25 protein-coding genes and 1 tRNA gene are annotated in these 25,001 nt (G+C 65.2%); 20 read left to right on the forward strand and 6 right to left on the reverse strand.

Translation table 11 applies throughout. From position 1 onward, the window contains the following. Positions 1-21: 21 nt before the first annotated feature. The 11 genes from ML539_RS02765 to ML539_RS02815 all read left to right on the forward strand — a co-directional run bounded on the left by ML539_RS02765 (position 22) and on the right by ML539_RS02815 (position 7,425). Positions 22-219, forward strand: a complete 198-nt coding sequence (locus ML539_RS02765) for a hypothetical protein (protein WP_243320418.1) — start codon at positions 22-24, stop codon at positions 217-219. 52 nt (positions 220-271) lie between these two features. Then, positions 272-949, forward strand: a complete 678-nt coding sequence (locus tag ML539_RS02770) for a hypothetical protein (protein WP_243320420.1) — start codon at positions 272-274, stop codon at positions 947-949. A 205-nt stretch (positions 950-1,154) separates the two neighbouring features. After that, complete coding sequence (locus ML539_RS02775) at positions 1,155-1,823, forward strand: hypothetical protein (RefSeq protein WP_243320422.1); 669 nt, start codon at positions 1,155-1,157, stop codon at positions 1,821-1,823. Between the two features lie 38 nt (positions 1,824-1,861). Beyond that, on the forward strand, positions 1,862-2,173 hold the full coding sequence (locus ML539_RS02780) for a hypothetical protein (protein ID WP_243320424.1): 312 nt from the start codon (positions 1,862-1,864) through the stop codon (positions 2,171-2,173). A gap of 267 nt (positions 2,174-2,440) precedes the next feature. Beyond that, the gene (locus ML539_RS02785; RefSeq protein WP_243320425.1) at positions 2,441-2,695 is read left to right on the forward strand and encodes a hypothetical protein; all 255 of its coding nucleotides are present in this window, start codon (positions 2,441-2,443) and stop codon (positions 2,693-2,695) included. Further along, a complete protein-coding gene (locus ML539_RS02790) occupies positions 2,695-4,446 on the forward strand; it encodes a hypothetical protein (protein WP_243320427.1) in 1,752 nt (583 codons plus the stop codon). The genes ML539_RS02785 and ML539_RS02790 overlap by 1 nt, the downstream gene beginning before the upstream one ends. A gap of 104 nt (positions 4,447-4,550) precedes the next feature. Beyond that, positions 4,551-4,979, forward strand: a complete 429-nt coding sequence (locus tag ML539_RS02795) for a hypothetical protein (RefSeq protein WP_243320429.1) — start codon at positions 4,551-4,553, stop codon at positions 4,977-4,979. A 15-nt stretch (positions 4,980-4,994) separates the two neighbouring features. Further along, the gene (locus ML539_RS02800) at positions 4,995-5,255 is read left to right on the forward strand and encodes a hypothetical protein (protein ID WP_243320430.1); all 261 of its coding nucleotides are present in this window, start codon (positions 4,995-4,997) and stop codon (positions 5,253-5,255) included. 138 nt (positions 5,256-5,393) lie between these two features. Beyond that, positions 5,394-5,630, forward strand: coding sequence for a hypothetical protein (locus ML539_RS02805; RefSeq protein WP_243320433.1), 237 nt, complete (start codon positions 5,394-5,396; stop codon positions 5,628-5,630). A gap of 335 nt (positions 5,631-5,965) precedes the next feature. Further along, a complete protein-coding gene (locus ML539_RS02810; protein ID WP_243320435.1) occupies positions 5,966-6,640 on the forward strand; it encodes an SOS response-associated peptidase in 675 nt (224 codons plus the stop codon). A gap of 137 nt (positions 6,641-6,777) precedes the next feature. Beyond that, positions 6,778-7,425: a hypothetical protein gene (locus tag ML539_RS02815; protein WP_243320437.1), complete on the forward strand. Its 648-nt coding sequence runs from the start codon at positions 6,778-6,780 to the stop codon at positions 7,423-7,425. Positions 7,426-8,086: 661 nt separating this feature from the next. On the opposite strand, the gene ML539_RS02820 is transcribed toward ML539_RS02815, so the two are convergent. From ML539_RS02820 to ML539_RS02835, 4 genes are all read right to left on the reverse strand, one after another. Continuing rightward, the gene (locus tag ML539_RS02820; RefSeq protein WP_243320439.1) at positions 8,087-8,419 is read right to left on the reverse strand and encodes a hypothetical protein; all 333 of its coding nucleotides are present in this window, start codon (positions 8,417-8,419) and stop codon (positions 8,087-8,089) included. 189 nt (positions 8,420-8,608) lie between these two features. Continuing rightward, a tRNA-Ser gene (locus tag ML539_RS02825) sits at positions 8,609-8,698 on the reverse strand. A gap of 103 nt (positions 8,699-8,801) precedes the next feature. Continuing rightward, a complete protein-coding gene (locus ML539_RS02830; protein WP_243320442.1) occupies positions 8,802-9,218 on the reverse strand; it encodes a hypothetical protein in 417 nt (138 codons plus the stop codon). A gap of 30 nt (positions 9,219-9,248) precedes the next feature. Further along, the gene (locus ML539_RS02835; protein ID WP_243320443.1) at positions 9,249-10,475 is read right to left on the reverse strand and encodes a hypothetical protein; all 1,227 of its coding nucleotides are present in this window, start codon (positions 10,473-10,475) and stop codon (positions 9,249-9,251) included. Between the two features lie 125 nt (positions 10,476-10,600). Here ML539_RS02835 and ML539_RS02840 point away from each other — a divergent pair, with 125 nt between their 5' ends. The 5 genes from ML539_RS02840 to ML539_RS02860 all read left to right on the forward strand — a co-directional run bounded on the left by ML539_RS02840 (position 10,601) and on the right by ML539_RS02860 (position 17,290). Next, complete coding sequence (locus tag ML539_RS02840) at positions 10,601-11,242, forward strand: HTH domain-containing protein (protein ID WP_243320445.1); 642 nt, start codon at positions 10,601-10,603, stop codon at positions 11,240-11,242. Between the two features lie 78 nt (positions 11,243-11,320). Next, positions 11,321-12,385 carry a DUF2891 domain-containing protein gene (locus ML539_RS02845; RefSeq protein WP_243320447.1) on the forward strand — a complete coding sequence of 355 codons (1,065 nt, stop codon included), beginning with the start codon at positions 11,321-11,323 and terminating at the stop codon, positions 12,383-12,385. 211 nt (positions 12,386-12,596) lie between these two features. Next, the gene (locus ML539_RS02850; protein WP_243320449.1) at positions 12,597-14,060 is read left to right on the forward strand and encodes a hypothetical protein; all 1,464 of its coding nucleotides are present in this window, start codon (positions 12,597-12,599) and stop codon (positions 14,058-14,060) included. Between the two features lie 34 nt (positions 14,061-14,094). Then, positions 14,095-16,152, forward strand: a complete 2,058-nt coding sequence (locus ML539_RS02855) for a hypothetical protein (protein ID WP_243320450.1) — start codon at positions 14,095-14,097, stop codon at positions 16,150-16,152. Between the two features lie 10 nt (positions 16,153-16,162). Continuing rightward, a complete protein-coding gene (locus ML539_RS02860) occupies positions 16,163-17,290 on the forward strand; it encodes a PKD domain-containing protein (protein WP_243320452.1) in 1,128 nt (375 codons plus the stop codon). Here the strand turns inward: ML539_RS02860 and tadA are convergent. Then, positions 17,287-17,742, reverse strand: a complete 456-nt coding sequence (tadA, locus tag ML539_RS02865) for a tRNA adenosine(34) deaminase TadA (protein WP_243320454.1) — start codon at positions 17,740-17,742, stop codon at positions 17,287-17,289. The genes ML539_RS02860 and tadA overlap by 4 nt on opposite strands. Positions 17,743-17,944: 202 nt before the next feature. Between tadA and carA the strand changes: the two genes are divergently transcribed. The 3 genes from carA to ML539_RS02880 all read left to right on the forward strand — a co-directional run bounded on the left by carA (position 17,945) and on the right by ML539_RS02880 (position 22,852). After that, positions 17,945-19,024, forward strand: coding sequence for a glutamine-hydrolyzing carbamoyl-phosphate synthase small subunit (gene carA, locus ML539_RS02870; RefSeq protein WP_243320456.1), 1,080 nt, complete (start codon positions 17,945-17,947; stop codon positions 19,022-19,024). Positions 19,025-19,124: 100 nt separating this feature from the next. Beyond that, positions 19,125-22,334, forward strand: coding sequence for a carbamoyl-phosphate synthase large subunit (gene carB / locus ML539_RS02875; protein ID WP_243320459.1), 3,210 nt, complete (start codon positions 19,125-19,127; stop codon positions 22,332-22,334). Positions 22,335-22,447: 113 nt separating this feature from the next. Beyond that, on the forward strand, positions 22,448-22,852 hold the full coding sequence (locus ML539_RS02880) for a CoA-binding protein (RefSeq protein ID WP_243320461.1): 405 nt from the start codon (positions 22,448-22,450) through the stop codon (positions 22,850-22,852). An 80-nt stretch (positions 22,853-22,932) separates the two neighbouring features. Here ML539_RS02880 and ML539_RS02885 read toward each other — a convergent pair whose 3' ends face one another. After that, positions 22,933-23,967, reverse strand: coding sequence for a hypothetical protein (locus ML539_RS02885; protein WP_243320464.1), 1,035 nt, complete (start codon positions 23,965-23,967; stop codon positions 22,933-22,935). A 51-nt stretch (positions 23,968-24,018) separates the two neighbouring features. Here ML539_RS02885 and ML539_RS02890 point away from each other — a divergent pair, with 51 nt between their 5' ends. After that, positions 24,019-24,918 (forward strand): ACP S-malonyltransferase, encoded by a 900-nt coding sequence (locus ML539_RS02890; RefSeq protein ID WP_243320467.1) that lies wholly within the window; start codon positions 24,019-24,021, stop codon positions 24,916-24,918. Positions 24,919-25,001: the final 83 nt, after the last annotated feature.

A 25,001-nucleotide genomic window follows, 5' to 3' on the forward strand; every position in this document is an offset into this window, starting at 1 on the left:
CCAACCGGAGCCTGGGGAGCCATGCGCGAGATCTTCGCCCCTAACGTGGTTCCGTTGGCCATTCCTGCGCCGACAACCCATCTAAACGGCCCGATGGACCTAGACCTCATGGCGGTAGAAGCCGAGGCCATGGAAGCGGCTGGCATCCCTCCTGAACTTCTTCTCGGGTATGACCGGATTGATTTCGGCCATCCCATCCCCGGTGGCGGCACTGCCTGACCACCTCCCCACAACCTCCTTTGCCGGTTAGACCCGGCCCCATGGAGAGCAGATGTCAAAACCTGAAACCTTTCTTGACCGCCTGAAAGCCGAGCCAGCCTCAGTAATTGTCCCTGGAGACGGGGCCACTACCTTCATTGAGCACATGAGGCGGGGCGCAAGGCCGGAAGTGGTTCCCCCGCCACCTCCCCCTCCTCCTTCGCTGGATAAGCTGCGGGCCAAATACCACGAGGCCAAGGCCGAGTTCGAAACGAACCTTGAAAAGTTCAATTCCTTCAATGCGCTTGGGGCGGCCGCCGAGCAGGCTCTTGTACACGCCGATCATGCCGTGAAGGACGCCATGATAAGGCTTCAAGACACCGTTACCGCTGGTGGGGATGAAGCGCCCGTTCTCCGGGAACTAAGGGAGGCTCGTGCTGCCTTCGAAGATGCAAAGGCGATGGTCCAGGTCCGCCGGAACCTAGTTGCACCCAAAGACCCCAGTGACCGCGACGTCGATAGCGCTTTGCGCGAATTCTGTCTGCGAATTGTTGAGGTCGAACGTGAATCCATCCCGATGGAGATGATCGAACTATTGAATCGGTGCTTCGCCTCCGTGTCTATCGGCACTCCGGCTGGTGCTAGCTCCCCCAGTTGGGAGGAATGGTTGGCTCGCAATATCCCGCAACAGAAAGAACGCCACGCCGAATACAGGACCGACCTGCTCGCGAAGTATGGGGTGGAACTGTGAGTATCCGGGCCTCGCAGTTCACATACACCTGCAGCATCTGCCGCCGGGAAAAGGTTGGGACCATGCTCCCTGAGGGTTGGGTGGCATACGATAAAGATGGCTTAGATCACAGCTGCCCCGAATGCCTCCAATGCTTTAATGCTTGGCGTGAATCCCGCCGGCAGGCTGTGCTGGGCAAGACACGGACTCGTGCCAAGGGGGGCAAGTGAGCAGACCCGAAGCCCCCAAACGGGGCCGGGGGCGGCCCTCCAAGCTGTCTGACAGGGACCGGGCCGAGATTCTCCGCAGGCTGGCACTGGGGGAAACCCCAGCCAGCTTGTGCGGGGAGTTCCGGGTTAGCCGATCTCGCTTCTCTGAGCTATTTTCGGAAAAAGCCACAATGGTTCGAGAAGTAGCAACCAGGCTAGCTGACGTTGAGCGCGAAGTTGAGGCGCTGCCCATTTCCGAAATGATTTCCGTAAGGACTTTGGCCGATCAACTCAAGGACCTGGGCCAGAGCCTAGTGACGACTGCCACCCTAAACGGTCGGACTGCCGAGATCATGGCTGGAAAGGCTGTGAAGGCGGCTGAACGGTTAGGCGAAACCCCGACACTTGAGGATCTACGGCTTCCCGGGGCCTACATCGAGGTAGCAAACAAAGGCACAGCCCTTGGGGTTTCTCTGATGAACCAAGGCCGGGCCACCACGATTGCCCCAGAGCAGAGAGTGACGCTCGAAGAACTTGTAGCAGGAGCCAAGCGCCAGCCCCCTCCCTCAGATGGGTCACTGGCTGAAATCCTCCGGAAGGCACGATTAAGGGCCATGAGTGAACAAGACCTTGAAGCGGTCGTGCTTGAAAAGGCCGACCAAATCCGGGCCACCTCCGCCAAATAACCCTCCCTTGCCGGTATCCCGGCCCATACGGAGAAACCATGAACGATTTCTATCCATCCATGAGCGCCACACCAGCTCCCGCTGCCCCGCAGTCCGATCCGAACCCAACCCCCGCCGAACCTCCCACTGAACCTAGCGATACCGCCAAGGCGATGTATCCCTCCATGGAGGGGGCCCCGGGTGAATACAGGTATGAGATTCCGCCGGAGTTTGAGCACCTCGGCCTAGTCCACGATCTGAGTGCCCAGGACGCGTTCTCGGCAGAGTTCCGAAAGCTGGGCCTCACCCAGAGTGCGGTAAATGAACTTGTGGGGCTTCACCTTCGCCACCATTACGGCTCGAAGAAGTAGGGCGAACCATGGATGGCGAATCTCTTACCCATGAATTCGCACTGGCTTTGGAGGCTCGCGCCGAAGCTGCCTTAGCTGACCCAAAGCTTCCTCACCACCTTCAAGCCTATTACCGCGCAAATCTTCGCGAAGCTAGGCGGCTGTTGAATCAGCCATCTGAAACCCAGTCGTTTACCGTCCGTCTTTGAACCGTCTGGCCCCGGGAGTATCCGCTTCCAGGGCCATCTATTCCTCATATTGCTGGGATATCCAGCCACCGGAGCCCTCATGGGTGATACGAACACCTTCCCTATCCGAATCAAAACAATCACGGTCACGCGTGCGATTTTTGATCTTCTAGTCAACCTGGCTTTCTACCCGGGCGGCCCAATCAGTGAGGCACAACTGGACCTTGCCGCCGAGAGCTACGGTCTGCCAGGGGATGGATCTCGCGTCGTCCCCTTTTCTGCTGTCATGGCGGAACTAGACACCTTGCGAGACATGATCGTCCTCTCGTCAAAACTTGAACGTGGGGTCGAGTGATGGCGATCCAGCGATACGATTCCCCACAGGTAGGAAACGCCCCGCTTGAAGCTGCGCGGCTCAACCCCGGTATGGCTCCAAATCCTGGCGTTGTGGGGCAAGGGCTTCAGCACGCGGCGGAAGGGTTTGGGCAGATCATCCAGGAGGCGGGAACCATCAAGGGTGAGGGGGCCCTCACCAAGCTCCGTGAGAAGCAGCAGGAATACACCCAATGGGTGCAAACCCTGAACGGAGAAAAGGCCTTCGATCCTGAAGCCTATGGGGGTGCTCCTGGAAAGTCCCTGCACGAAACGGCTCTTGGACGGTTCGACGCTGCTGTGACGGAGACCGGCATGGGGCTTTCAGGACACGCCCTGGAAGTCTATAGAACTGGGGCCGCCCGATTCCGACTGGAGTTTGGTGGTCATGTGCAACAGCACGAGACCCGGGAATCGGCTGTTGTTGCCAAGGACACCTATACCGGGGTTTCGGCGGTCGAGGATCAGAACATCACCCAAAATGGGCTCTCCCAAGATGGCCGGATCCAGTTCGACACCATTAATCAGAGCGTGGCTCGGAAGGTCCATGCAGCCCAGCAGCTCTCAGACTGGCTCGGAGAAGGCCCAGATATGCGCCAGGCTCGGCAACTCGAGGCCAAGAGTTCGGCCTACTCCATCGTCTTGGAGGGGCTCCTCCAGCGGAACAACACTCAAGGCGCCCAGGTCTTTTTCGATGCCCATAGGGACAGCCTGGACCGAAGAGTTGTCATCGTCATGGAAGGGAAGATCCAGCAGGCCGCCCTGGCGAATGACGTTCAGACCAAGGCAGACGAGATCGAGGCCCGGGGCCTCACCCTTGATCAGCAGGACGCCATGGCCCGCGAAGCGTTCAAAGGCAATGTGGATGGCCAGAAGGCCCTTCAGTCGGAACTGGAGCACCGCTTCTCTGTGAAGAGGACGGCCCAGACTGCGGCCATCCAGGAGGTGACTGGGAAGCTGTGGGACATGCGGTTCCCGACACTCCCGAATCAGCGGTCCCGGTCCATGCCCGACATCATGCGAACGCCCGAGTGGTCAGCCCTGAATGGGACCGAGCGGAATGAGCTTCGGGTTCAGTGGGAAAGCTACTCCAAGCGGAATGAGAGCGATCCGGCTACCCGGGTTGCTAAGTTCGCAACCTTCATGGATATTTTGGATAATCCAGCGTCCTTGATCAGTCTCTCGGATTTTCAGATCGCCTCGATGACGGGAACGCTCGGCGCGGACTACACCATGAAACTCATGGAGATGAAGCGTAAGGCTGCGGGGGATCTTGAAACCCTTAAAGCAAACACCCTGAACGACATTCCATTCCGTGACATTGCAGGTGAGTACGGACTGAAGACCAAGGGGGCATTGGCGCAAGAAGACCTGGCGAAGCTGGGTTCCTTGCGGGACCAGGCTCTGGACGCTATCAGGTACGAGCAGCAGGCGACGGGTAAGGTTCTCGGCCCTGAACGTAAGGAGGAGATCCTTCGGAAGCTGTTGGTTAGTGTTGTGACGAAGCCAGAGAATGCCTTCCAAAAGAACTTCGTGCCTGGAGATTGGAATGATCGAGCGCCACTCTTCGAGGCCGTGAGGTCTAAACCAGTTCCCCTAGCTTTCATAGACATTATGAACGCAAAGATGAAGGCCCTCGGTCGCCCAGCGCCATCCCCACTAGAACTAAGTAAGCTCTGGATTGAAGCGAGGGCAAAGGGCCTGGTCGATGAGCAAGGGAATCAAAAGCCCTAAATGTCTCGGCTGAAGGTTGGGGGGAGCCCTTGAACTGGCCCCCTCCAATTCTGTTTTGTCATGGCGTGTCCAATCGACCCCCCTACAATGAGCCTGGAGCGCGTATGCCTGACCCGGAAGGCAAGTCGCAAGACAACTCAAACCCGCTGGGCCTCACCCTGGTGGAGCGCCTTGCCAAGATCCGGGAGCAGATGAGGCGGATCGCCGGAACCAATAGCGGGGACACCGGAAGCTCTGCGAATGTGCGGACGATCCCGGATTGGATATGGGGCCCCTTTGAGCCGATACCCGATCCGGGACCGACTGAAGCCCGATTTCTCCAGGCTCATCCTGATTGGGCCGTGTCGCACCCATGGCGGCTCCTTTCGGCTAGAGACGGTGATATCCGACATCGACAACTCATAGAGGCTGCTGCAGCCCAGGATCACTGGGAATTCATGAGGGCGATGGAGAGAGTGGAAGAGTCAATCTTCAGGGAAGTGATTGACATCGAGGTGGCGCGGGTGGGTGCCACGGGTGGCCCCACTATCTAGCCTGGAAGGGGTTATATGGATCAGGAACCTATGTATTGGCCGACCATCTCTTTGGATGAGGACGCCCGTCTTGAAGGTGTAGCAATTGATGAGCGAGTACGGGCCGAGAGAGAATCGCGGCTGGTATCCGCTGAACCGCCCCCAAACGAGAGTTCGAAGACTTCTCGGGTTCCCGCCTTGCTCAAGAACAAGACTTGGGAACAGATCGGGGCGGAGATGGAAGCGCAGGCGGAACTGGATCGGCAACGCCCGATCCATCCGGCCAACCTGGAATAGGCTACCTCCAACCCGGCGACGGTTCCCGCCTTGCCCGCATGTCGGCCGAACATCTCTAACGGTTGCTAGCCGCTTGATCCAGGGATTTACGCTGGAATTCGTTGGACACCGCCAAAGCCCTAAACACAAGGAGGCCGCATGATGAAGAAGGCCCTCATCTTCCTCAAGGCGAATTGGGGATCAGTCCTGCTCTCGATTTGGTGCATCTGGGCGATGGTCAAGCTTCACCGAATCGAGTCCAATCTAGTTACCACCTCTGATCTTCAGGACATCGAATTGACCGTCCACCAAACCTCGACCGAATTGCAGGAATTCCGAGAGGAAATGGCTAGGGAGAGAAGGAACCAAGAAATTGCAAAATTGTTCCGGCATTAAGAGGAGGCGGGGACAGCATGAGCTCAGGTAGGCCTGGCAAGCGACTGGGAACCCCATCACCCAACAAGAAATTCTGGGTGTTGAGGGTCAAGGCTGGATTGGTCCGGCTTGAGGGGTTCGGGATCCAGCAATTCGAGAGTGGCCCAACCCCCTTCCTTGACGAGAAGGGGGCCCTGAACGCCACAAGGCACATTTGGGTGGGGGAGTCCTTCTACGCTGAGATCATCGCGGTGACCCGTGGTTGGCTGGAGTCTGTTGCTAGGGGGGAGCACCCTGAAGTGAAAGTAGATGTCTACGTTGCTAGACGCTGACCCAAGTTGGCTTACCCTTGCGGTATGTGCGGCCGCTACACCTTCACCTTCAGCGCCAAGAGCCTAGCTGAAGCCTTCGGCATGGTGCCCCCAGGGTTCACCATCAAGCGGGGTTACAACATCGCCCCCGGCCAATACATTGTCATCGTCCGGCCAGAACGGGACCAACGGGTGGCTGACGTGGCGTATTGGGGCCTAATCCCGGCATGGGTGGAAGATCCGAAGGAATCTAGAAAACCCTTCAACGCTCGGGCCGAGACCCTGACAGAGCTTCCAACCTTCCGCAATGCCTTCAAGAGAAAGCGGGTGATCATCCCCGCTTCCGGCTTCTATGAGTGGAAGGAGGAAGAAGCGGGTAAGCAGCCCTTCTACATCTACCCCAAAGAGGGCGGATTCTTCGCATTCGCTGGACTGATGGAGGACTGGACGGGCCCTAACGGTGAAGTGATGATCAGTGCCTGCATCATCACCACGGAGCCGAACGAGTTGTTGGCTGAGATCCACAATAAGAAACCCCGGATGCCCGTCATCCTTCCCCGCGAGGCTTGGTCCCTGTGGTTGGACCCCGCCGCGCAAACACGGGAGGTCAAACCCCTTCTGGTGCCATATCCCACGGAACTGATGGCCGCCTATCCTGTGAGTCCGGCGGTGGGTAATGTCCAGAACGATGGGCCGGAATTGATACTGCAGCGCGTTTGAGTGCCGACTCAATGACTGCAGTAAGCAGGAGAGGCCACCTTTCGGTGGCCTCTCGAAGGACTACTCGGATAACTTGGAGGACATACCTTGCGGCCTAGGACCTTCCAAGCGTGCAAATCAAGCATAGGACGGTGGGAATGAAAGGCAAGAGACAATTAATCACCACCCTCTCATTCCCTCGCTTCGAGAGATACTATGCCGCATGCTCAAATGACGCAGATCTAGCTTTTAAGCTATACCGTAAGAATCAGATTATATCTGAGCGTATGTTTGTCCCAATTCAGAATCTCGAGGTAGCGCTAAGGAATGCCCTCCACAGTTCGATAGCTCCTGTTTGGGGAGAGAATTGGTTTGACCACCCCAAAATTGGGCTGACCTCTTGGCAACTAGGCAAGGTCTCATCTGCAAAGGATGACCTATTAAGACAGTCGAAATCGATTGAACCCAATCGTTTAATTGCAGAATTAACCTTTTCCTTCTGGACATCAATGTTTTCGGGGCACTTGGAACACGCCCTTTGGCATAAGGGTCTGCTCAACGTGGTCTTTCCATTTGCCGTGACCCCAATACAGAGGCGTGAGGTCCTTCAAGATCTCGAGGCAGTCAGGAATTTTAGGAATCGCGTTTTCCATCACGAACCCGTATTTCGTGCCGCTGCAGTTACTGATATTCACGATAAAATATTGAAATATATTGAATGGATAAATCCGGAATATAGACAGTGGCACAACAAGCATGATGGGTTTTTAGCGATAAAAGGGAAGTTAGGACCAGTTTATCCTTGAGGATGATGCACATGCCAGCGGCCGAACGTCAGGTCTAAATTGGCCAGGTCTTCCATCTGTTCTAAACAGGCACATTGTAACCAGCGGGTCCGACCCATACGGGCGCTTGAGGAGGTGGAATGAGAATCATCCCTGCAATTCTAGCCATGGCGTTTGCCGCTTCACCCGCATGGCCCCAAGCAAAGAAGCAACCAACCCCACAGCCATTGCCCGCCTTCCCGGCACCAATACCCCCACCTCCAATCGGACGGTATGTAGCGATTCAACCTCCAGCTGGAACATCCAACAGCGCATACACAAACTTCCTCTGGGTATTGGATACCTCAACTGGAGTGATTAACGCTTACCGGGTTGCTAGCTACGACGAGAATGGGAAACACGCCGGGTTCCTTGTAGAGAAGTTGGAATCAACCGGCGAGTACTACTACCGATTGTTGAACACGCCGCCACAGCCTAAGTAGCCGAGCTAAATATGTTCCTTGGCGGGGTCGAGGACCCTTCAAAGAACGCTAACCTCTGGGCGGATTCCAGCCACCATCCTCCCCCCCAGATTTGATCAAGTGGCAAACCCTCTCCGACTTCTTCGACCAGAAGAGCGGCGAGGGAATGAGTTACCGCATCATCCAGGCATGGCTGGCCCCGAACTAATCCTGCCTGTCTCCTAGTCGAAGAGGCTCGGCTGAACTGCCACGATCCACGGGGCCGGCGCCTTCCACCCTGGAAGTTCCAGCACCAGGGCCTCGTCCTCCCAGCGGGGAACCCAGCCGAATTCGGCGACGAGGTGTTCCACCAGCCACGGCGGCGTCTCCTCCGGCCCTACCGCACGGCAGCATCGCTGCAAGGTGAGGTAAAGGTTCGCCGCTTCCACCCAGCGTCTCGCCTCCATCCGGACGGTCCCGTGAGCCTCGAGGCCGGCCTTGGCCTCGTCCATCAGTCGGACCAGTTCAGATCGATGCCCGCCCTTTGGCGGCTTCCTCTGCCTGCGCGTGAACATGCCCCCACCTCCGCTGCGGCGGGCATGGAAGGGGACCCCAGCGTACCACCCAGGGACCCCCCTCCAGGAGGGGGTGAAGGGTCGGGCTAATCCACTCCACCAACGGCACCTAAATGTATGGGGCCATGTATGGGGTGAATTTAGGTCAATAAATAAACCCCTGATTTCTCAGGGGTTTGGGTATGTTTCTGGCGGAGAGAGAGGGATTCGAACCCCCGTTGAGGTCACCCCCAAACCTGATTTCGAGTCAGGCGCCTTCAACCGCTCGGCCATCTCTCCGGATCGCCCAGTTTAGCAAACTGGGGCTGAGATTCCAGTCTGGGGATGCCTGGAGCGGCTGCACGTGCGTGGCGTCGGGGTTTGTGATCCCGATGCGGAAGGGTCAGGCGAGATCGGGGTTGTACCCAGGGATCCTGTGGCCCGCGGTCGCTTCACGCACCTCCGTGAGCTGGGCCAGCGTGTAGGCCGCGAGGGCGAGCAGGAGGTCGCGGACGGCCACGTCGAGGTAGGCGCCCATGGTGAGCAGGTTCAGGGCGATGCCCACGAGCCAGATGCCGGCGACGTAGGCGCCCAGGCGGGTCCAGCGGGTGAGGATGGCGAGGCCGACGGCCATCTCCACCAGCCCAATGGCGCGCATGAAGGCGGCCGGGGAGACGGGGATCACGCGCAGCGCCAGGGGATTCAGGTACAGCTCCCACTTGGCGAGGAGGTTGAAGTACTTGTCCAGTCCGGCCAGGAAGGGCGCGGCGCCGAGGCCGATGCGCAGGGCCCACCAGCTTGTGTTCAGCTTGTCGTTCATGGTCTGGTTCCTTTCTTCAAGAGGGGAGACTCACAGGCTCTTCAGGTATTCGACGAGGTCTGCCTTCTGGGCACTCGTCAATCCGAGGCCCTTCCGCGTGTCGTAGGTCTCGACGACGGCGTCGAGCGTGGGGGCGGTGCCGTTGTGGAAATAGGGCGCGTGCTGCCACAGCCCGGCCAGCGGCGCGGTCCGGTACATCTTGGTGGCGCTTCGCGAGGCGTAGCTGGGAATGCCCGCCGGCTCGGGCTCGCTGACCACCTCGCTGGGCGGGTGAAGCCGGAGGTTGGCGTCGGTCAGCGTCGGGCCCGCGTGGCAGGCGGCGCACTTCCCCGGGCCCTCGAAGACGGCCCTTCCCCGGACGGCGGCCGCCGCATCAAAGCTTCCAGCGGGTGGCCGCGGCGCGGCGAGGCTCAGCTGGTAGGCCTGGAGGGCCGGCAGCTTGGCGGACACCAGGTCCGTCGTCCCGTTCGTGACGTTCACGCCGGTGCGGGGTTCGGTGAAGCTGCCCTGGCCACCCATCTGGGTCACGGCCACGTAGCGGTTCCAGTAGGCGAGATCGCTGCCGTCCCCGGTGGCGGTGACGCTGTGCACGCCCAGCAGCCCGTAGGCCGGCGGGATCACCTGGGGCCCGTTCTGGCCGTCCAGGTTGAAGCGGGGGTCGTACCTCCCCTTGCCCCAGGAGGCGTAGACGGCCTTGGCGCCTGCGGGCACCGCGGGGGAGAGGGCGATGATGGCGCCCGGGTTCAAGTCGCGGTTGGCCCAGCCGTCCAGGCGCCTGCCGATGCCCGGCGAGAAGGAATCGTCCACGGTGGAGTGGCACAGCGCGCAGGTGATGCCGACCCGTGTGAGGGTGTCCTTCCCGTTGACGCTCTCCACGGTGCCCTTCACCCCCACGACGGCGTTGAGCTTCAGCAGGGCCACGGTGGTGGCCGGGTCCGTCAGGCTGATGGCCCCGCTCTGGATCCCCTGCACCACCGCCGGGGGCAGCGCCTCGGCGTCCACCTTCAGGCCCACGGACAGGGCGGTGGCCGGGTCCACGGCGGAGGCGATGACCTGGTGCATGCCCAGGGTGTCCGTCCAGAGGGCCTCATCCCCGAAGGTGTCGTTCCGGAAGATGTCCTTGCCCTGGGCGACCAGGGCCGGGTCCAGGGGCGGCTCACCCGGGACGGCCCCTGCGCGATGGCTGGCATAGCAGCCAGCGGCGGCGAGCAGGGCCGCGACCGGGAGGGCCAGGGCGTATCTCAGGGGCAGTTTCATGGCGGACTCCTTGCCCGGACGGGGCTCCAGTGGTTCACCACCTGAATCTAGGGATCAGATAAAAACAAACAAGAATGTTTAAATTGTTTAAACTCTCGCCAGCAGACGCGCCCGCGGAGTCAGCCATGAAGCACCTGCACGACAACCAGCGGAAGATCCTGGAGTTCCTGCTGGGCCACCACGAGGGGGCCTCGCTGGACGAGCTGGGGGCGCACCTCGGCCTCACGCGGACGGCAGTGCAGCAGCATGTCCTCAGGCTGCTGGATCTCGGCTGCCTCACCTATGAGGACGCCAGGGGGGCCGTGGGCCGGCCCCGGCGGCGGTACCTGATCTCGGACGAGGGGATCGATGTCTTCCCCAAGAAGTACTCCTGGCTGGCGAACGCCATCCTGGCCCAGCTCGCCCAGGACCTGGGCCCGGGCGGGTCCCGGGCATTCATGAAGAACCTCGCCGCGGCCGTGGCGGCCTCGCTGGAGAGCCAGGTGAACCCCGCCGATCCCCCGGCCCAGCGGCTGAGGAAGGTCACGGCGCTCATGAACGAGCTGGGCTACCGGGCCGTCCTGAAACCGGGGGAGCGCGCAGGAGAGGCTGCCATCGAGGCGGTCAACTGCGTCTACCACTCCGTGGCCAAGGTGCATCCGGAGCTCTGCCAATTCGACGTGAGCCTCATTGAGCAGGCCTCCGGGATGCGCGTCCACCTGGAGACCTGCATCGCCAAGGGGGGCGCTGTCTGCCGCTTCTGCGTGGCGAAGGCGCCCCGGCGCTGAGGATCGCGAGCGCCCTCGGTCCGCCGCCATCCGATAGAATCCAGCATCCGGGAGGCTGGCATGGGGGCTGGGGCGTGGATGCTGGGACTGGCTGTGGCGGCCTCGCTGTCCGCGCAGGAGGCGGACCTTTCGCTGACGGACGCGGCGGCGGATCGCTTCGCGGCATTGGCGCTCAAGTGCGCGCGGCAAGAGTACCCGAACAAGCTGGATCACGTGATGAACGGGGCGGGGGAGGTGCAGTCGCCGAAGGCCCTGCATCCGGCCTTCTACGGGTGCTTCGACTGGCACTCGTCGGTTCACGGGCACTGGATGCTGGTCCGCCTGCTGCGCACCCACCCGGACATGGCGAAGGCGGCGGAGATCCGCGCAGTGCTGGACGAGAACCTGGCGCCGGAGCGCATCGCGGTCGAGGTGGCCTACCTGGACCAGCCCAACCGGCGGAGTTTCGAGCGCACCTACGGTTGGGCGTGGCTGCTCAAGCTGGCGGCGGAGCTGAAGACCTGGCACACCCCCGATGCCCGCCGCTGGTCCGCGGCCCTGCAGCCCCTGGCGGATCGGATCGCCGTCGCCTACCGGGACTTCCTGCCCAAGCAGACCTACCCCATCCGCACCGGTGTCCACCCCAACTCCGCCTTCGGCCTGGACCTGGCGCTGGATTATGCGAAGGCCGCGCCGGACCCGCGGCTGGAGGCGGCCATCCTCGAGCGGGCGCAGGCCTGGTTCGGCAGGGACCGCCGCGGCCCCCTGGCCTGGGAGCCGGGCGGGGAGGATTTCCTGTCGCCCTGCCTGGAGGAAGCGGCGCTGATGGCGCGCGTGCTGCCCCGGAATCGCTTCGGCCCCTGGCTGGACGCGTTCCTGCCGGGTCTGCCCGGATTGCTGGCGCCTGCGGTGGTCTCAGACCGGACGGATCCCAAGATCGTCCACCTGGACGGCCTGAACCTGAGCCGGGCGCGGGCTCTGTACGACCTGGCCCGGACCTTCGGGCCCAGGGACCCCAGGAGGACCGCCCTGATCCGGACCGCCAACCGTCACGCCCGGGCCTCGCTGCCGCACCTGGCCTCTGGCAGCTACGAGGGGGAACACTGGCTGGCCACCTTCGCCGTGCGCATGCTCGAAGCCAGGGGCACGGGTATCAACAGATAACGAGGGGTGATAAAAGGTAACTCTTTGGTTATCTATGATTTGCCTGGCCGAAAAATACCATCCAGACCCTTGACTCGTGGACGCCATCGCACGACCATCGGCAGGCATTGCCTGACATCAACGTGCAAGGTTTATCACCCGTCCGGAGGGTTCTGGATCGGCTTCGCCGATTCATTCGAACCCCTTCCGGACCCTGCCGAGGGAGGATTTCGTGAGATTGCGAACCTATTCCATCGCCACCGTGGCGCTGGTGAGCGTGTTCCCACTCGCCACCCCGCTCCAGGCCTGCTGCGACGACTTCTGGAGCTGCGTGGGCGCCGTGGCCTCCGGTGGGCTCACCTGCGCGGTGGAAAGCCTGATCAACAGCATCAACACCCTCATCCAGAACGTCGGGCGCCTGGCGTCGACCCTGGGGCAGCAGGCGGCCGACGTGGTGAACCTGGCCAAGTCGGAACTGAACGGCGCTGCCAACGACCTGCGCAACCTGGCGGGTCAGGCAGAAGGGGACTTTAACGCCGCCGCCCAGCTGGCCCAGTCCGTCCTGAACGAGGCCAGCCGTCCGCAAGTGATGGTTCCCCACGTGGCGCCCGGGGTCACCGCGGCCGCCGGTACCGCCGGAACGCGGATGGCCACGGCCGGCGTGCAACCCCCGGGTGTCCGCGCGGGTGCGACCGCCGCCCTCGCGAAACCGGCGGCGGTGGGCGCGGTCGGCGCGGGCACGGGAGTCCGGATGGATCAGATTCCGGCCGACCCCCAGGAAGTGACGGACGCCCTTCGGAGGGCCAAGGACGCCATCGACGCCCTCCGCCCCGACGTGACGCAGCCCATCAACCAGGTCCGCCAGTTCGCCACCCAAGCCGAGCAGCAGGCGGCCTCCGCGGCCTCCTCGGCCGCAAACATCGCCCAGACCGCCCTGCTGGCCCCGCTCCAAACGCTTGGCAACATGCTCACGGACCTGGTCAACCATCCGGAGCACCTCTTCGATCCCAGCAAGATCGTGGATGACGCCATCACCCAGATCACGAGCCAGGCCATCACCACCATGACCCAGGTGCATGACGCCGTGATGCAGCAGGCCAAGGGCACCCTCGATCAGGCCCAGCGGCCCATCCAGGACGCCCTCGACCGGGCCTCGGTGGCGAAGAAGATCGCCGACGCCATGCAGAAGGTCCAGCACTCGAGGACCAAGGCCTCCTGCGACGCCCTCAACAGCCTGGTCCCCCGCCAGCGGCTGGATGTCCGCGCCTTCGTCACCCATGTGGCCGGGGCTGCGCCCGCCCCCGGGATCCAGGCGCTGAACCTGAGCCAGCACCGGACCATGGCCCTGGCACCCTTCAACCGGACCGCGGCTTCTCGGCTCACCGCCCGCACCGCCGGCACCCAGATGGGCGCCAAGCTCAAGGGTCCCTGGCAGGAGTTCAAGCGCATCCAGGCCACGGCGCCCAAGGTGGATCCCGCGGCGAAACCACGGGTGGATGCCGAGATCTCCCGCCGCTTCGCCGGCAAGTCCGGACCGGCGGCGGAGGCCGAGAAGCAGGCCATGCTGAACGAGGCCCGCACCCGCTTCGCCAAGGATCCCGCGCTGCTGCGGAAGGTCGAGGCCATGCTCGACAACGATCCGGTCATCCGCGGCCACCAGGGCGGACCCCACGGCCCCGCGGTGCGGGAGCAGTAGACCCTCGAGTTCCCCTCTTGCCAGGGAGGCATGTGTGATCGAACGGTCTCTGCGGACCCTCGTCCTGGCCGCCGCCGCCTCTGTGGCGCTGGCGGCCGGAGAGGCCTTCGAGCTGAAGCTGCCCGCGACGCCGGGCGGGCCCGTCCAGGGCACCGCCACGGCGCCTGTGGGGACCGAATGGGTAGTGGTCTTCTACCGCGTGGCGGGCGAAGAGGAGTTCTCCAGCTTCAACCTGGACGCTGGCCCGGACGGGACCTCGTACGCGGGCCAGCTGGAGGCGGCCATCCCCGCCGGGGCGAAGCTGGAGTACTACGCGGCCCTGCGCACGCCTTCCGGCATCAAGTACCTGCCCCAGGAGGCTCCGGCCTCCTTCGCCAGCCTGCAGATGCCCGGCACGCCCTCCGCCCCGGCCGGCGGGAGGGCCCCGGCCCAGGGTCAGACACCGGCCCTGACTCAGACTGGAGCCGCCGCCGTTCCGCCTCCCGGCGGAGCTCTCGGGGGGCAGCCTCCGGCCCACGGCCCCATCTACTTCGACGGCGCCTTCGAGCGCGTGGCCCACCACCAGGAGCCGGTGCCCGGCGAGCAGCGGAACCTCGCCTCGGGCCAGATCCGGTTCGCCTACCAAAAGGAGGAGGACGGCCACCAGGTGCTGCTGAACGCCCGGGTCGTCTACACGAATCAGCCCCTCGGCACCCAGACGCGCTGGAGCCTCGGCGACCTCCAGGCGGCCTACGCCACGGGGAACCACAAGCTCCAGCTGGGTGACATGGTGGTCCAGGAATCCGAGTTCACGCTGGCCGGAGCGGGGCGCCGGGGGCTCGACTACGCCTACACGGGGCAGCTGCTGGGAGCCCATCTCTTCGCTCTGAACACCCAGGCTCATTCCGGCACGGACGGCCTGGCCTGGCCCGAGAAGGGCAGCGAGGTCTATGGCGGATCCCTCGGCTACGGCTGGCTCGCCGGGAACCTTCGGGCCAAGGTCGTCTTCCTGTCGGGAAAGGATGACCCGGCGACGGCCGTGAACATGCTGTCGCTGTACGCGCCCATGGTGCGGGATGGGTCCACAGGTTCCTTCCTCCTCGACGGCCGGTTCTTTGACAGCCGATTGGCCCTGTCGGGAGAGTACGCCCGCAGCCTCTTCACGAAGGACCTGGTGAACCAGGGAACCCACCTCACCGACCAGGCCTGGCGCCTGGGGGGCATGTGGATGGACGGTCCCTTCAGCGCCCAGCTGGGCTACCGAGACGTGGGGCGGGACTTCGGCACCGTGGGCGTGGCCTTCTTCGTGGGGGATCGCCGCACGCTGAACGGCAGCGTGGGCTTCAACCGCTCGACCTGGAGCCTGAGCGCCACCGCCGTGGACGAGCGCACCAATCCCACCGGACAGCCGGGCCTGGACCAGGCCTGGAACCAGTCCCAGAGCCTGGACGCGCGGGTGGGCCTGACGCAGGCCCTGTTCTGGCGCGTGGGCGTACGACACGCCCGCCAGGAGGCGGAACTGGTCTCCAATCCCCTCATCCCCTTCAGCAACAGCAACCGCTCCGGCTTCACCACGGGCTTCGACCTGATGCTGCCACCCGCGTCGAGCCTGGCCTTCAACGCCCAGTTCGACCGACTGCGCTCCGAGGGCGCCAGCGATACCCGGGGCACCAGCACCACGTTCTCCCTGGGCGGAAGCCTGGGCCTGGGCGCGCGAGTGCGGGTCTCCCCGAACCTGAGCTGGTCCCGCACCCTCAGCGATCCCGGCGACCAGAAGACCACCATGGAGAACGCCTTCCTCAACGCCGATGTCGCCCTCATCCCCGGGCTCCTGGGCTTCCTCCTGAACGGAGGCGTCTCCCGCACCATCCTGGTCACCGGCGATGTGGTGGAGAACTCCGTGGCGGAGGGCACCCTGCGCCTCTTCCTGGATACCTTCCTCAAGGGCCGCGGCCGGGCCAGCCTGGGCCTCAAGGGCCGCTACACCCACGCGCCGGACCTGGCGGCCCTGGCCCGGAGCACCGCGGCCACCGGCGTTCCGGCCACCGGCACCACCACGGCCCCCATGGCCAACGACACCCAGGTGTCGATCCTCCTGAACGTCTCGTACTGAGGAGCTGCCCATGCGAACCCTCCTCATCACGCTCGCGCTCCTCGGCTCCCTGGCCCTCCGGGCCCAGGGGACCATCTCGGCCACCCCGGGCCTTCCCCTCACGGGGATCCCCACCACCTTCCTCCTGTCGGCCCAGCCGGTGGGACCGGTGGCCTGGGACTTCGGGGATGGCAGCACCCTCAGCGGCGGGACCACGGTGTCCCATGTGTACGCCCGGTCCGGAACCTTCCTCGTGCAGGCGGTCTTCCCGGTGGTGGTGGGCCAGGTCATCCAGACCGCCCAGCTGCCCCTCCGCGTCGCAGACCGGCTCGGTCCCGCCGCGCCCTTCAGCATCTCCATGCTGCGCCTCCGCTGGGAGGATGGCCGCGTGGACACCACGGTGGAGCAGGGCTTCAGCCCCCTGACCGCCTATGCGGACCTGAAGTTCGAGGGCACGGGGCAGCTCCAGGCCCAGTGGGTGGTGGACGGGATTCCCCTGAGCACCTTCATGGCCCCCCTGGCCTTCGCGGGCGCGGTCACCCTCGATTCCCGCAGCGCCATCCCGCTTCCCACCACGGACTACGGCGAACACCGCGTCACCCTGCGGATCCTCTCGCCGGTCATGCCCTTCGAGTCGCCGCAGATTCGGTACTTCGTGAGGCTGGGCGGCGAGGAGGCCCCCCAGGTCGACGACGTGATCCCCTCCGCCGCGCGCCCCGGCGAGGAGACCGAGCTCCGCATCCGGGGCCGCCGCCTGGCTCCGGGCATGGCCCTCTCCTTCGGGAAGGACGTCGCCCTGGTGGCGCCCCTCCGCTTCCCGGAGCCCGGCTGGGCCATCGCCCGGGTCTTCGTCTCACCCACCGCCAGACCCGGGTTCCGCGAGGTCCAGGCCTTCAGCAAGACGGGACGGAGCCGGGGACCCGCCCGTCTGGAAGTGCTGCCTCGGTCGAAGCGGGTCGCCGCCGCGGAACCGGCCTCAGTGCAGTCCCCGCCTTTACCTCCGTCCTCACCCCTGGTGGCCTTCCTCTGGTCCGAAGGGGAGGGCGTGGCGCGACCCAGCCTCCTCCGGGCGCTGACCGCCGCCTTCCTCCCTCCGGGCGAGGAGGATCCGCTGGAGGCGAGGCCCGGCCCCTTCCAAGTGGCAGCGATCCCGCGCTAACCCCGCCGCCGACGGAAGAAGGCCTGGAGCTGCTCCCGGCACTCGGGCTCCAGGAGGCCGCCCTCGAAGGCGATGCGGTGGTTCAGGTTCGCGTCTTCCAGGGCGCCCAGCCAGCGGCTGACGCCCACCTTGGGATCCGAGGCGCCGAACACCACGCGGCCCACGCGGGCGTGGACGAGGGCGCCGAAGCACATGAGGCAGGGCTCCAGCGTCACGTAGAGCGTGGCGCCCGTGAGCCGGTAGTTCTTCGCCCAGGCCCCGGCGCTGCGGAGGGCCAGGATCTCAGCGTGGGCCGTGGGATCGTTCAGCTTCACGGGGTGGTTGTGCCCCCGGCCCAGCAGGGCGCCCTCGGACACCACCACGGCTCCCACGGGCACCTCGTCCAGGCGGTCGGCCTTTTCGGCCTCCTCGAGGGCGAGCTTCATGAAGTAGATGTCGTCACCTGACCACATGCCTTCAGTGTGGCCGAACAGCGCGCTGTACATCGGGAACAAAGGAGCAGTATGGCCGAAAACCCCTTGAACAAAAAGGCTGATCCTCGGTATCCCAGGTCGTTACACTCACTTTGGTCCTTCGGACCGATGTCATTCTCACGACCCCGCGGCGGCCCGGCCCCCGCGGGGTTTTTGCAGAGCCGCCGAGCGGGGGACGCACATGCGAGCGCACCTGATCCTGAAGGACGGGACCATCTTCCGGGGGCGGGCGCCGTTGGGCTTCGGCGGGGGCGGTGAGGCCGTGTTCACCACGGCCATGGCGGGCTACCAGGAGATCCTCACGGATCCCAGCTTCGCCGGGCAGATGGTCTGCATGACCTTCCCCGAGCAGGGCATCTACGGCATCCACGCCGATCTGAACGAGGGCACGCGGCCCTGGGCCACGGGTCTGCTCTGCCGGCGCCTGACCTTCTCGCCGGATCACACGCGCTCCGAGGGCGACCTGGCGGGCTGGCTGAAGCGCCACCACATCCCCGTGATGACCGACCTCGACACCCGTGCCCTCACCCAGCATCTGCGGGACCAGGGCTCCCAGCCCTCCCTCATCTGGACCGAGCTGGACGGCAGCCTCGAGGCGGGCGTGGCCAAGGCCAAGGCCCTGCCGGACATGACCGGCCAGGCGCTCTGCGCGGAGGTGAGCTGCCAGGAGCGCTACGACCTGAACCCCGGCGGCGGCTTCCGAGTGGCGGTGCTGGACGGCGGCATCAAGCTGAGCATCCTGAACCAGCTGGTGGCCGTGGGACTCCACCTCGAAGTGTTCCCCTGGGACGCCCCGGCCACGGAGCTGGCGGACAAGCGCTTCCACGGCCTCTTCCTCAGCAACGGCCCCGGCGACCCCGCCGCGCTGCCCGGCATGCAGAAGGAAGTGGAGGCCTGCATCGGGAAGCTGCCCATCTTCGGCATCTGCCTGGGCCACCAGCTGCTGGGCCAGGCCTTCGGCGGCCGCACCTTCAAGCTCAAGTTCGGCCACCGCGGCGCCAACCAGCCCGTGCACGACCTGACCACGGGCCGCATCGAGATCACGGCCCAGAACCACGGCTTCGCCGTGGACGAGGCGAGTCTCCCCAGGGAAATCGAAGTCACGCACAAGCACCTGAGCGACGGCACCGTCGAGGGCCTGCGGCACACGAAACTCCCGATCTTCAGCCTCCAGCACCATCCCGAGGCCTCACCGGGCCCCCACGATGCGCACCCGGCCTTCCAGCGTTTTGTCCACCTGTTGGAAAGCAATCAAAGATGATTCACCGCAGAGGCCGCAAAGGGCGCAGAGAAAGACAAAATCTCTTTGCTTTTCCTCTGCGATCTCTGCGTTCTCTGCGGTTAAACAAAGAGGATTGGCGATGCCGAAGCGAACGGATCTGAAAAGTGTGCTGGTGCTGGGCTCGGGGCCCATCCAGATCGGCCAGGCCTGCGAGTTCGACTACTCGGGGACCCAGGCGCTGAAGGCGCTGCGGGAGGAGGGCATCCGCACCATCCTGCTCAACTCCAATCCGGCCTCGATCATGACGGACCCTGGCCGGGCGGACGCCACCTACATCGAGCCGCTCACCCTGAGCGTGCTGGAGAAGGTGATCGAGGCCGAGAAGCCCGATGCCATCCTGCCCACGGTGGGTGGCCAGACGGCCCTCAATCTTGCCATGGAGGCCTTCGAGAGCGGCCTGCTGGAGCGCACGGGCGTCATGCTCATCGGTGCCCAGCCCGAGGCCATCAACCGCGGCGAGGACCGCCAACTCTTCAAGGCCCTCATGGACGACCTGGGCCTGGAGACCTGCCGGGGCGGCTTCGCGCACAACATGGCCGAGGCCCGCGACCTGCTCAAGCTCACGGGCTTCCCCGCCATCATCCGCCCCAGCTTCACCCTGGGCGGCAGCGGCGGCGGCATCGCCTACAACGTGGACGAGTTCGAGACCATCGTGGCCCGGGGCCTGGACCTGAGCCCCACCAAGCAGGTGCTCATCGAGGAGAGCATCCTGGGCTGGAAGGAGTTCGAGCTGGAGGTGGTGCGCGACCTGGACGACAACGTCGAGGTCATCTGCTCCATCGAGAATCTCGATCCCATGGGCGTCCACACGGGCGACAGCATCACGGTGGCCCCGGCCCTCACGCTCACGGATCCCGAGTACCAGCGCATGCGCGACGCGGCCCTCGCCGTCATCCGCGCCGTGGGCGTGGAGACGGGAGGATCGAACATCCAGTTCGCGCTGGATCCCGAGACCAGCCGCATCATCGTCATCGAGATGAACCCGCGCGTGAGCCGCAGCTCCGCGCTGGCCTCCAAGGCCACGGGCTTCCCCATCGCCTGGGTGGCCACCAAGCTGGCGCTCGGATATCGACTTTGGGAACTGCCCAACGCCATCACCCGCATGACCAAGGCCGCCTTCGAGCCGGTGCTGGACTACGTGGTGGTGAAGATCCCCCGCTTCACCTTCGAGAAGTTCCCCCAGGCCGAGAAGGTTCTGGGCACGCAGATGAAGAGCGTGGGCGAGGTCATGAGCCTGGGCCGCAGCTTCCAGGAGGCCCTGCAGAAGGCCATCCGCTCCCTGGAGGAGGGCCACAAGGGCATTTCCGGAGCCCTGGAGGGCAAGCTGGACCTGGGCCGCCTCAAGGAGCACCTGCTCATCCCCGGGCCCCAGCGCATCTTCTGGGTCTACCACGCGCTGAAGGCCGGCCACAGCGTCGAGGAGCTGCACCGCCTCACGAAGATCACGCCCTGGTTCCTGCGCGAGATCGAGGAGATCGTGGTGCTGGAGGGCCGCCTGCGCAGCTTCCCCGTCGACCGGCTGCCCGTGGAACTGCTGGAGAAGGCCAAGCGCGCCGGGTTCGCCGATGACCAGATCGCCGTGTTCTGCTCGGGAACGGAAGCCGAAGTCGCCGTGCGGCGGGAGACCCTGGGCCTGCGCCCCGCCTACAAGCGGGTGGACACCTGCTCGGGCGAGTTCAAGGCCGAGACGCCCTACCTCTACGGCACCTGGGAAGACCACAGCGAGGCGGAACCGACGGATCGTCCCAAGGCCATCGTGCTGGGCAGCGGCCCCAACCGCATCGGCCAGGGCGTGGAGTTCGACTGCTGCTGCGTCCAGGCCGTGGAGGCCATCCGCGCCAGCGGCGTCGAGGCCATCCTCGTCAACTGCAACCCCGAGACCGTCAGCACCGACTTCGACACCAGCGACCGGCTCTACTTCGAGCCCCTCACCTTCGAGCACGTGAAGGCTGTGGTGGATCGCGAGGCTGCGGGCGGCAAGCTCCTGGGCGTCTTCGCCCAGTTCGGCGGGCAGACGCCCCTGAAGCTGGCCTCGCCCCTGGACGCCGCCGGCGTGAAGCTCCTGGGCACGCCCCTCGACACCATCCTCGACGCCGAGGACCGCGAGCGCTTCGGGCGCGCCCTCAAGCGCCTGGACATCCCCGCGCCCGCCTGGGGCATGGCCACCAGCTTCGAGCAGGCCAAGGACATCGCCCAGCGGCTCAACTATCCGGTGATGGTGCGCCCCAGCTTCGTGCTGGGCGGCCGGGCCATGGCCGTGGTCTTCGACGACAAGGGCCTGGAGAAGTACATGCGGGAGGCCGTGGCGGTGAGCAACGACCAGCCCGTGCTGCTGGACCGCTTCCTGGACGGCGCGCAGGAGCTGGACATCGACGTGGTCTGCGACGGCGAGGACGTGGCCATCGCGGGCCTGCTGGCCCACATCGAGGAGGCCGGCATCCACAGCGGCGACAGCTATGCCGTGATCCCCGCCCTGGGTGTGCCCGAGGACATCCTGGAGACCGTGAAGGGCTACGCGCGCAAGCTCGCCCTGGACCTGGGCGTGAAGGGCCTCATGAACCTGCAGTTCGCCGTGAAGGACGGCGTCGCCTACTGCCTGGAGGCCAACCCCCGCGCCAGCCGCACCGTGCCCTTCGTGAGCAAGGCCACGGGCGTCGACTGGGCCGGCGTCGCCGCCCGCATCGGCCTGGGCCAGAGCCTGAAGCAGCAGGGCATCACCGATGGCGTGCCCCGCGCCGTGTCGGTCAAGGGCGTGGTCTTCCCCTTCGCCAAGTTCCCGGGCGTGGATCCGGTCCTCGGCCCCGAGATGAAGAGCACCGGCGAGGTCATGGGCATCGGCGAGGGATTCGGCGAGGCCTATGCCAAGGCCCTGCTGGCGGCGGGCATCCCGCTGCCCCTGTCGGGCACGGTGTTCCTCACGGTCAACGACCGGGACAAGGCGCGCCTGCCGGAACTGGCCCACAAGCTGGTGGCCCTGGGCTTCGGCCTCTGCGCCACGGAGGGCACGGCCCGCACGCTCGAATCCGTGGGCCTCAAGGTGCGGAAGATCTTCAAGGTGAACGAGGGCCGGCCCAACGCCGTGGACCTGCTGAAGAACGGCGAGGTGCAGTGGGTGATCAACACGCCCCTGGGCCGCGACGCCTTCTTCGACGAGAGCGCCATCCGCCGCGAGGCCCTGCGCCTGAAGATCCCCTGCCTCACCAACCTCAGCGCGGCGCTGGCCGCCTGCGAAGCCGTCGAGACCCTGCGCGGCGAGATGAAGGTGCGCGCCATCCAGACGCTGGCATAAAGAGCGGAACCGCGAATGGCGCGAATGAGCGCGAATAAGGATTGGCTCGCCTTGCCATCTTCGCGTCCATTCGCGTCATTCGGGGTTAGAGTCTTTTTTTCCAGGAGGTGCCCATGGCCGTCCAAGATCGCATCCAGTCGTTCCTCGCTTCCGGGCCCTTCGCGGTGGTGGGCGCCAGCACGGACCGCTCGAAGTACGGCAACAAGGTGCTGCGCTGCTACCAGCAGCACGGGCATGAGGTCTACCCCATCAACCCCAAGGCCCCTGAGGTGGAGGGGCTGAAGGCCTACCCCTCACTGGCGGCGCTGCCGGTGAAGGTGCCGGCCATCTCCGTCATCACGCCGCCCGCGGCCACGGAACAGGTGGTGCGCGAGGCCGCCGCGGCGGGCGTGACGCACATCTGGATGCAGCCCGGCGCCGAGAGCGACGCGGCCGTCCGCGCGGCAGAATCCCTGGGCATGAGCGTCATCGCAGGCGGGCCGTGTCTGTTGGTGGTGATGGGGTACCACGAGCGCTGAATCTGCTGCGCACATTCGGCAGGGAATTCGCTTTGCGAATTCAAGAAATATTCCTTCCCGACTGGATTCGTGCAGCGAATTCAGCCTACGCCAGCCCCAGGCTCCGCCTCACTTCCAGCCGGTCCTCCTCGTGGGCCTGGATCAGCTTGGGCACCTCGCTCCGCCACAGCTTCGATAAATCGGCGAAGGAGATGGTCGGCTTCGCTTCGGCGCCAGGGGTCGAGGGTTCGGTTGAGTCCTGCGAGTACGTCCCGCGGGTACCAGGTTCGGGGGTCATGGGTTTGGATCCTCAGTAGGGAAAGGTAAGCGGTCTGGAGCTGGTAGGCAACCACGGAATCGACGGGCTTGGGGCGGGCCCGCACGGCGGCGATGGCTTCGTGCCCCGTGGTCATGTGGTCCGGACCTTCATCTTCCACGCGCACGTGGTAGAGGCGCAGGGAGCGGCCCGCCCGGGGCGCGAACCCCAGGAAGGTGAAGGGGGCCCAGGCGTGGGCACGGGCCATGCGGTCCAGGGGCACATAGCGCCCTTCGCGCTCGGAGCGGGCCAGCATGGCTTTGAGGGCGCCGCCGGGGTCGCGGTCGGTGTAGGCGAGGTGGACCTCGTGGCTGCCCGCGCTCCGGATGCGGTCCAGGAGGAAGGCCACGCCATCGGGATCCGTGTGCGGCGCGTCGAACACGGCGCCGAAGGCGGAGCCGAGCGCCAGGGCGTTGGTGGTCTTCCCTGTGGCCTGGCCGCCCATGAAGATGATCACCGGCCCGCCCTGAGCCTGGGCCAGGGCCCGGTCCCGGAGGCGCTTGCCGAGCGCGTTCAGGTGCACAGCGGCCCGGCCGGCGGGATCTTCCAGGGCCTCGTAGCCCTGGGTGGGGTTCTGGCGGAGGGTGGGCAGCAGGGTGGCGAGCAGGTCGCCATTCACCAGCTGGCCCTTCAAGGTGCCGGGCCGGGCTGCGTAGTCGTCGAGGGCCGGGCCGGCGTGGCGGGCCAGGTCCGCAGCCTCGGCCTCCAGGGCTTCGCGCAGCTCCTTCCTCCGGCCTTCGTCCAGCTCCCAATAGGAGCGGCGCTCGTGCCAGGGGACCTGCTGCCAGGGCAGCGGGGCCGGGGAGGGAAGGGGGGACATGGCCCCAAGCCTACTGGATGACGGGGGATCCGACACCCTATCCTCGAAGCCATGCCCGCGCCCGCCTCCATCCTCCTGTTTCCCGGCCAGGGCACCGAGGCCGTGGGCATGTCCCAGGGATGGGAGGTCCACCAGGCCTGGATGGGGACCCTGGCGGCCGCCGAGTCCCGCACGGGCAGGCCTCTGCGGCAGGCCATGGCGGAGGGGCCCCTGGACCTGCTGCGGTCCCAGCGGTTGGCGCCTTGCGCCGTGCTGGCCCATTCCGTGGGCGTCTACCGGGCCTGGCGCGCGGCGGGCATGCCCCTTCCCGTCGCCGCCACGGGCCACAGCATGGGGTTCTACTCCGCCCTCGTGGCGGCGGGCGTGGTGCCGCTCGAAGCGGCCCTCGACCTCATCTCCGCGGTGGAGGATCTCAGCGAGGCCGCCTTCGGCCCGGGGGCCATGGGCATGGCCTTCCTCATCGGCGTGACGGAGCTGGAGGTGCGGCGCGCCCTGACGGACCAGCCGGAGCTGGTGCTATCGAACCGCAACGGCCAGGCCCAGTTCACGGTCTCGGGGCCCGTGCCCGCGCTGGAGGCGCTGGTGGCGGCGCTGGGCCCCTCCGCCCTGAAGGCGGGGCTGCTGCCCGTGCGCCATCCCCTGCACGGTCCCCACATGGCGGCCCTGCTGCCTGCCATCACCCGGAGGCTCGCGACGGTGGTGCCGGCGGAGCCCGCGTTCCCCCTGATCTCCCACTTCGATGGGCGGATCCTGGGCAGGGGCGCGGCGGCCTGGGACGAGGGCATCGCCTCCGTGGGCCTGCCCGTGGACTGGCTGGCGGTGGTGGCCCGGCTGCAGGCGCTGGGCGCGCCCCTCGCCGAGTGCGGCCATGGCCGGCAGCTGGCGGGGCTGACCCGCTGGGCCGCCCGGGACCTGGCGGTGGCTTCGCTCCAGATGGCTCCGGAGCCGTAAAAAAACGTTTCAACAATTAGCCGTGCATCTAGATGTTCAGGGCGGGGGTCTGCCATGATGGGCCATCTTTGGGTCTGGATGCG

It is taken from the genome of Geothrix sp. SG200, assembly GCF_022808935.1.
GTDB lineage: Bacteria > Acidobacteriota > Holophagae > Holophagales > Holophagaceae > Geothrix > Geothrix alkalitolerans.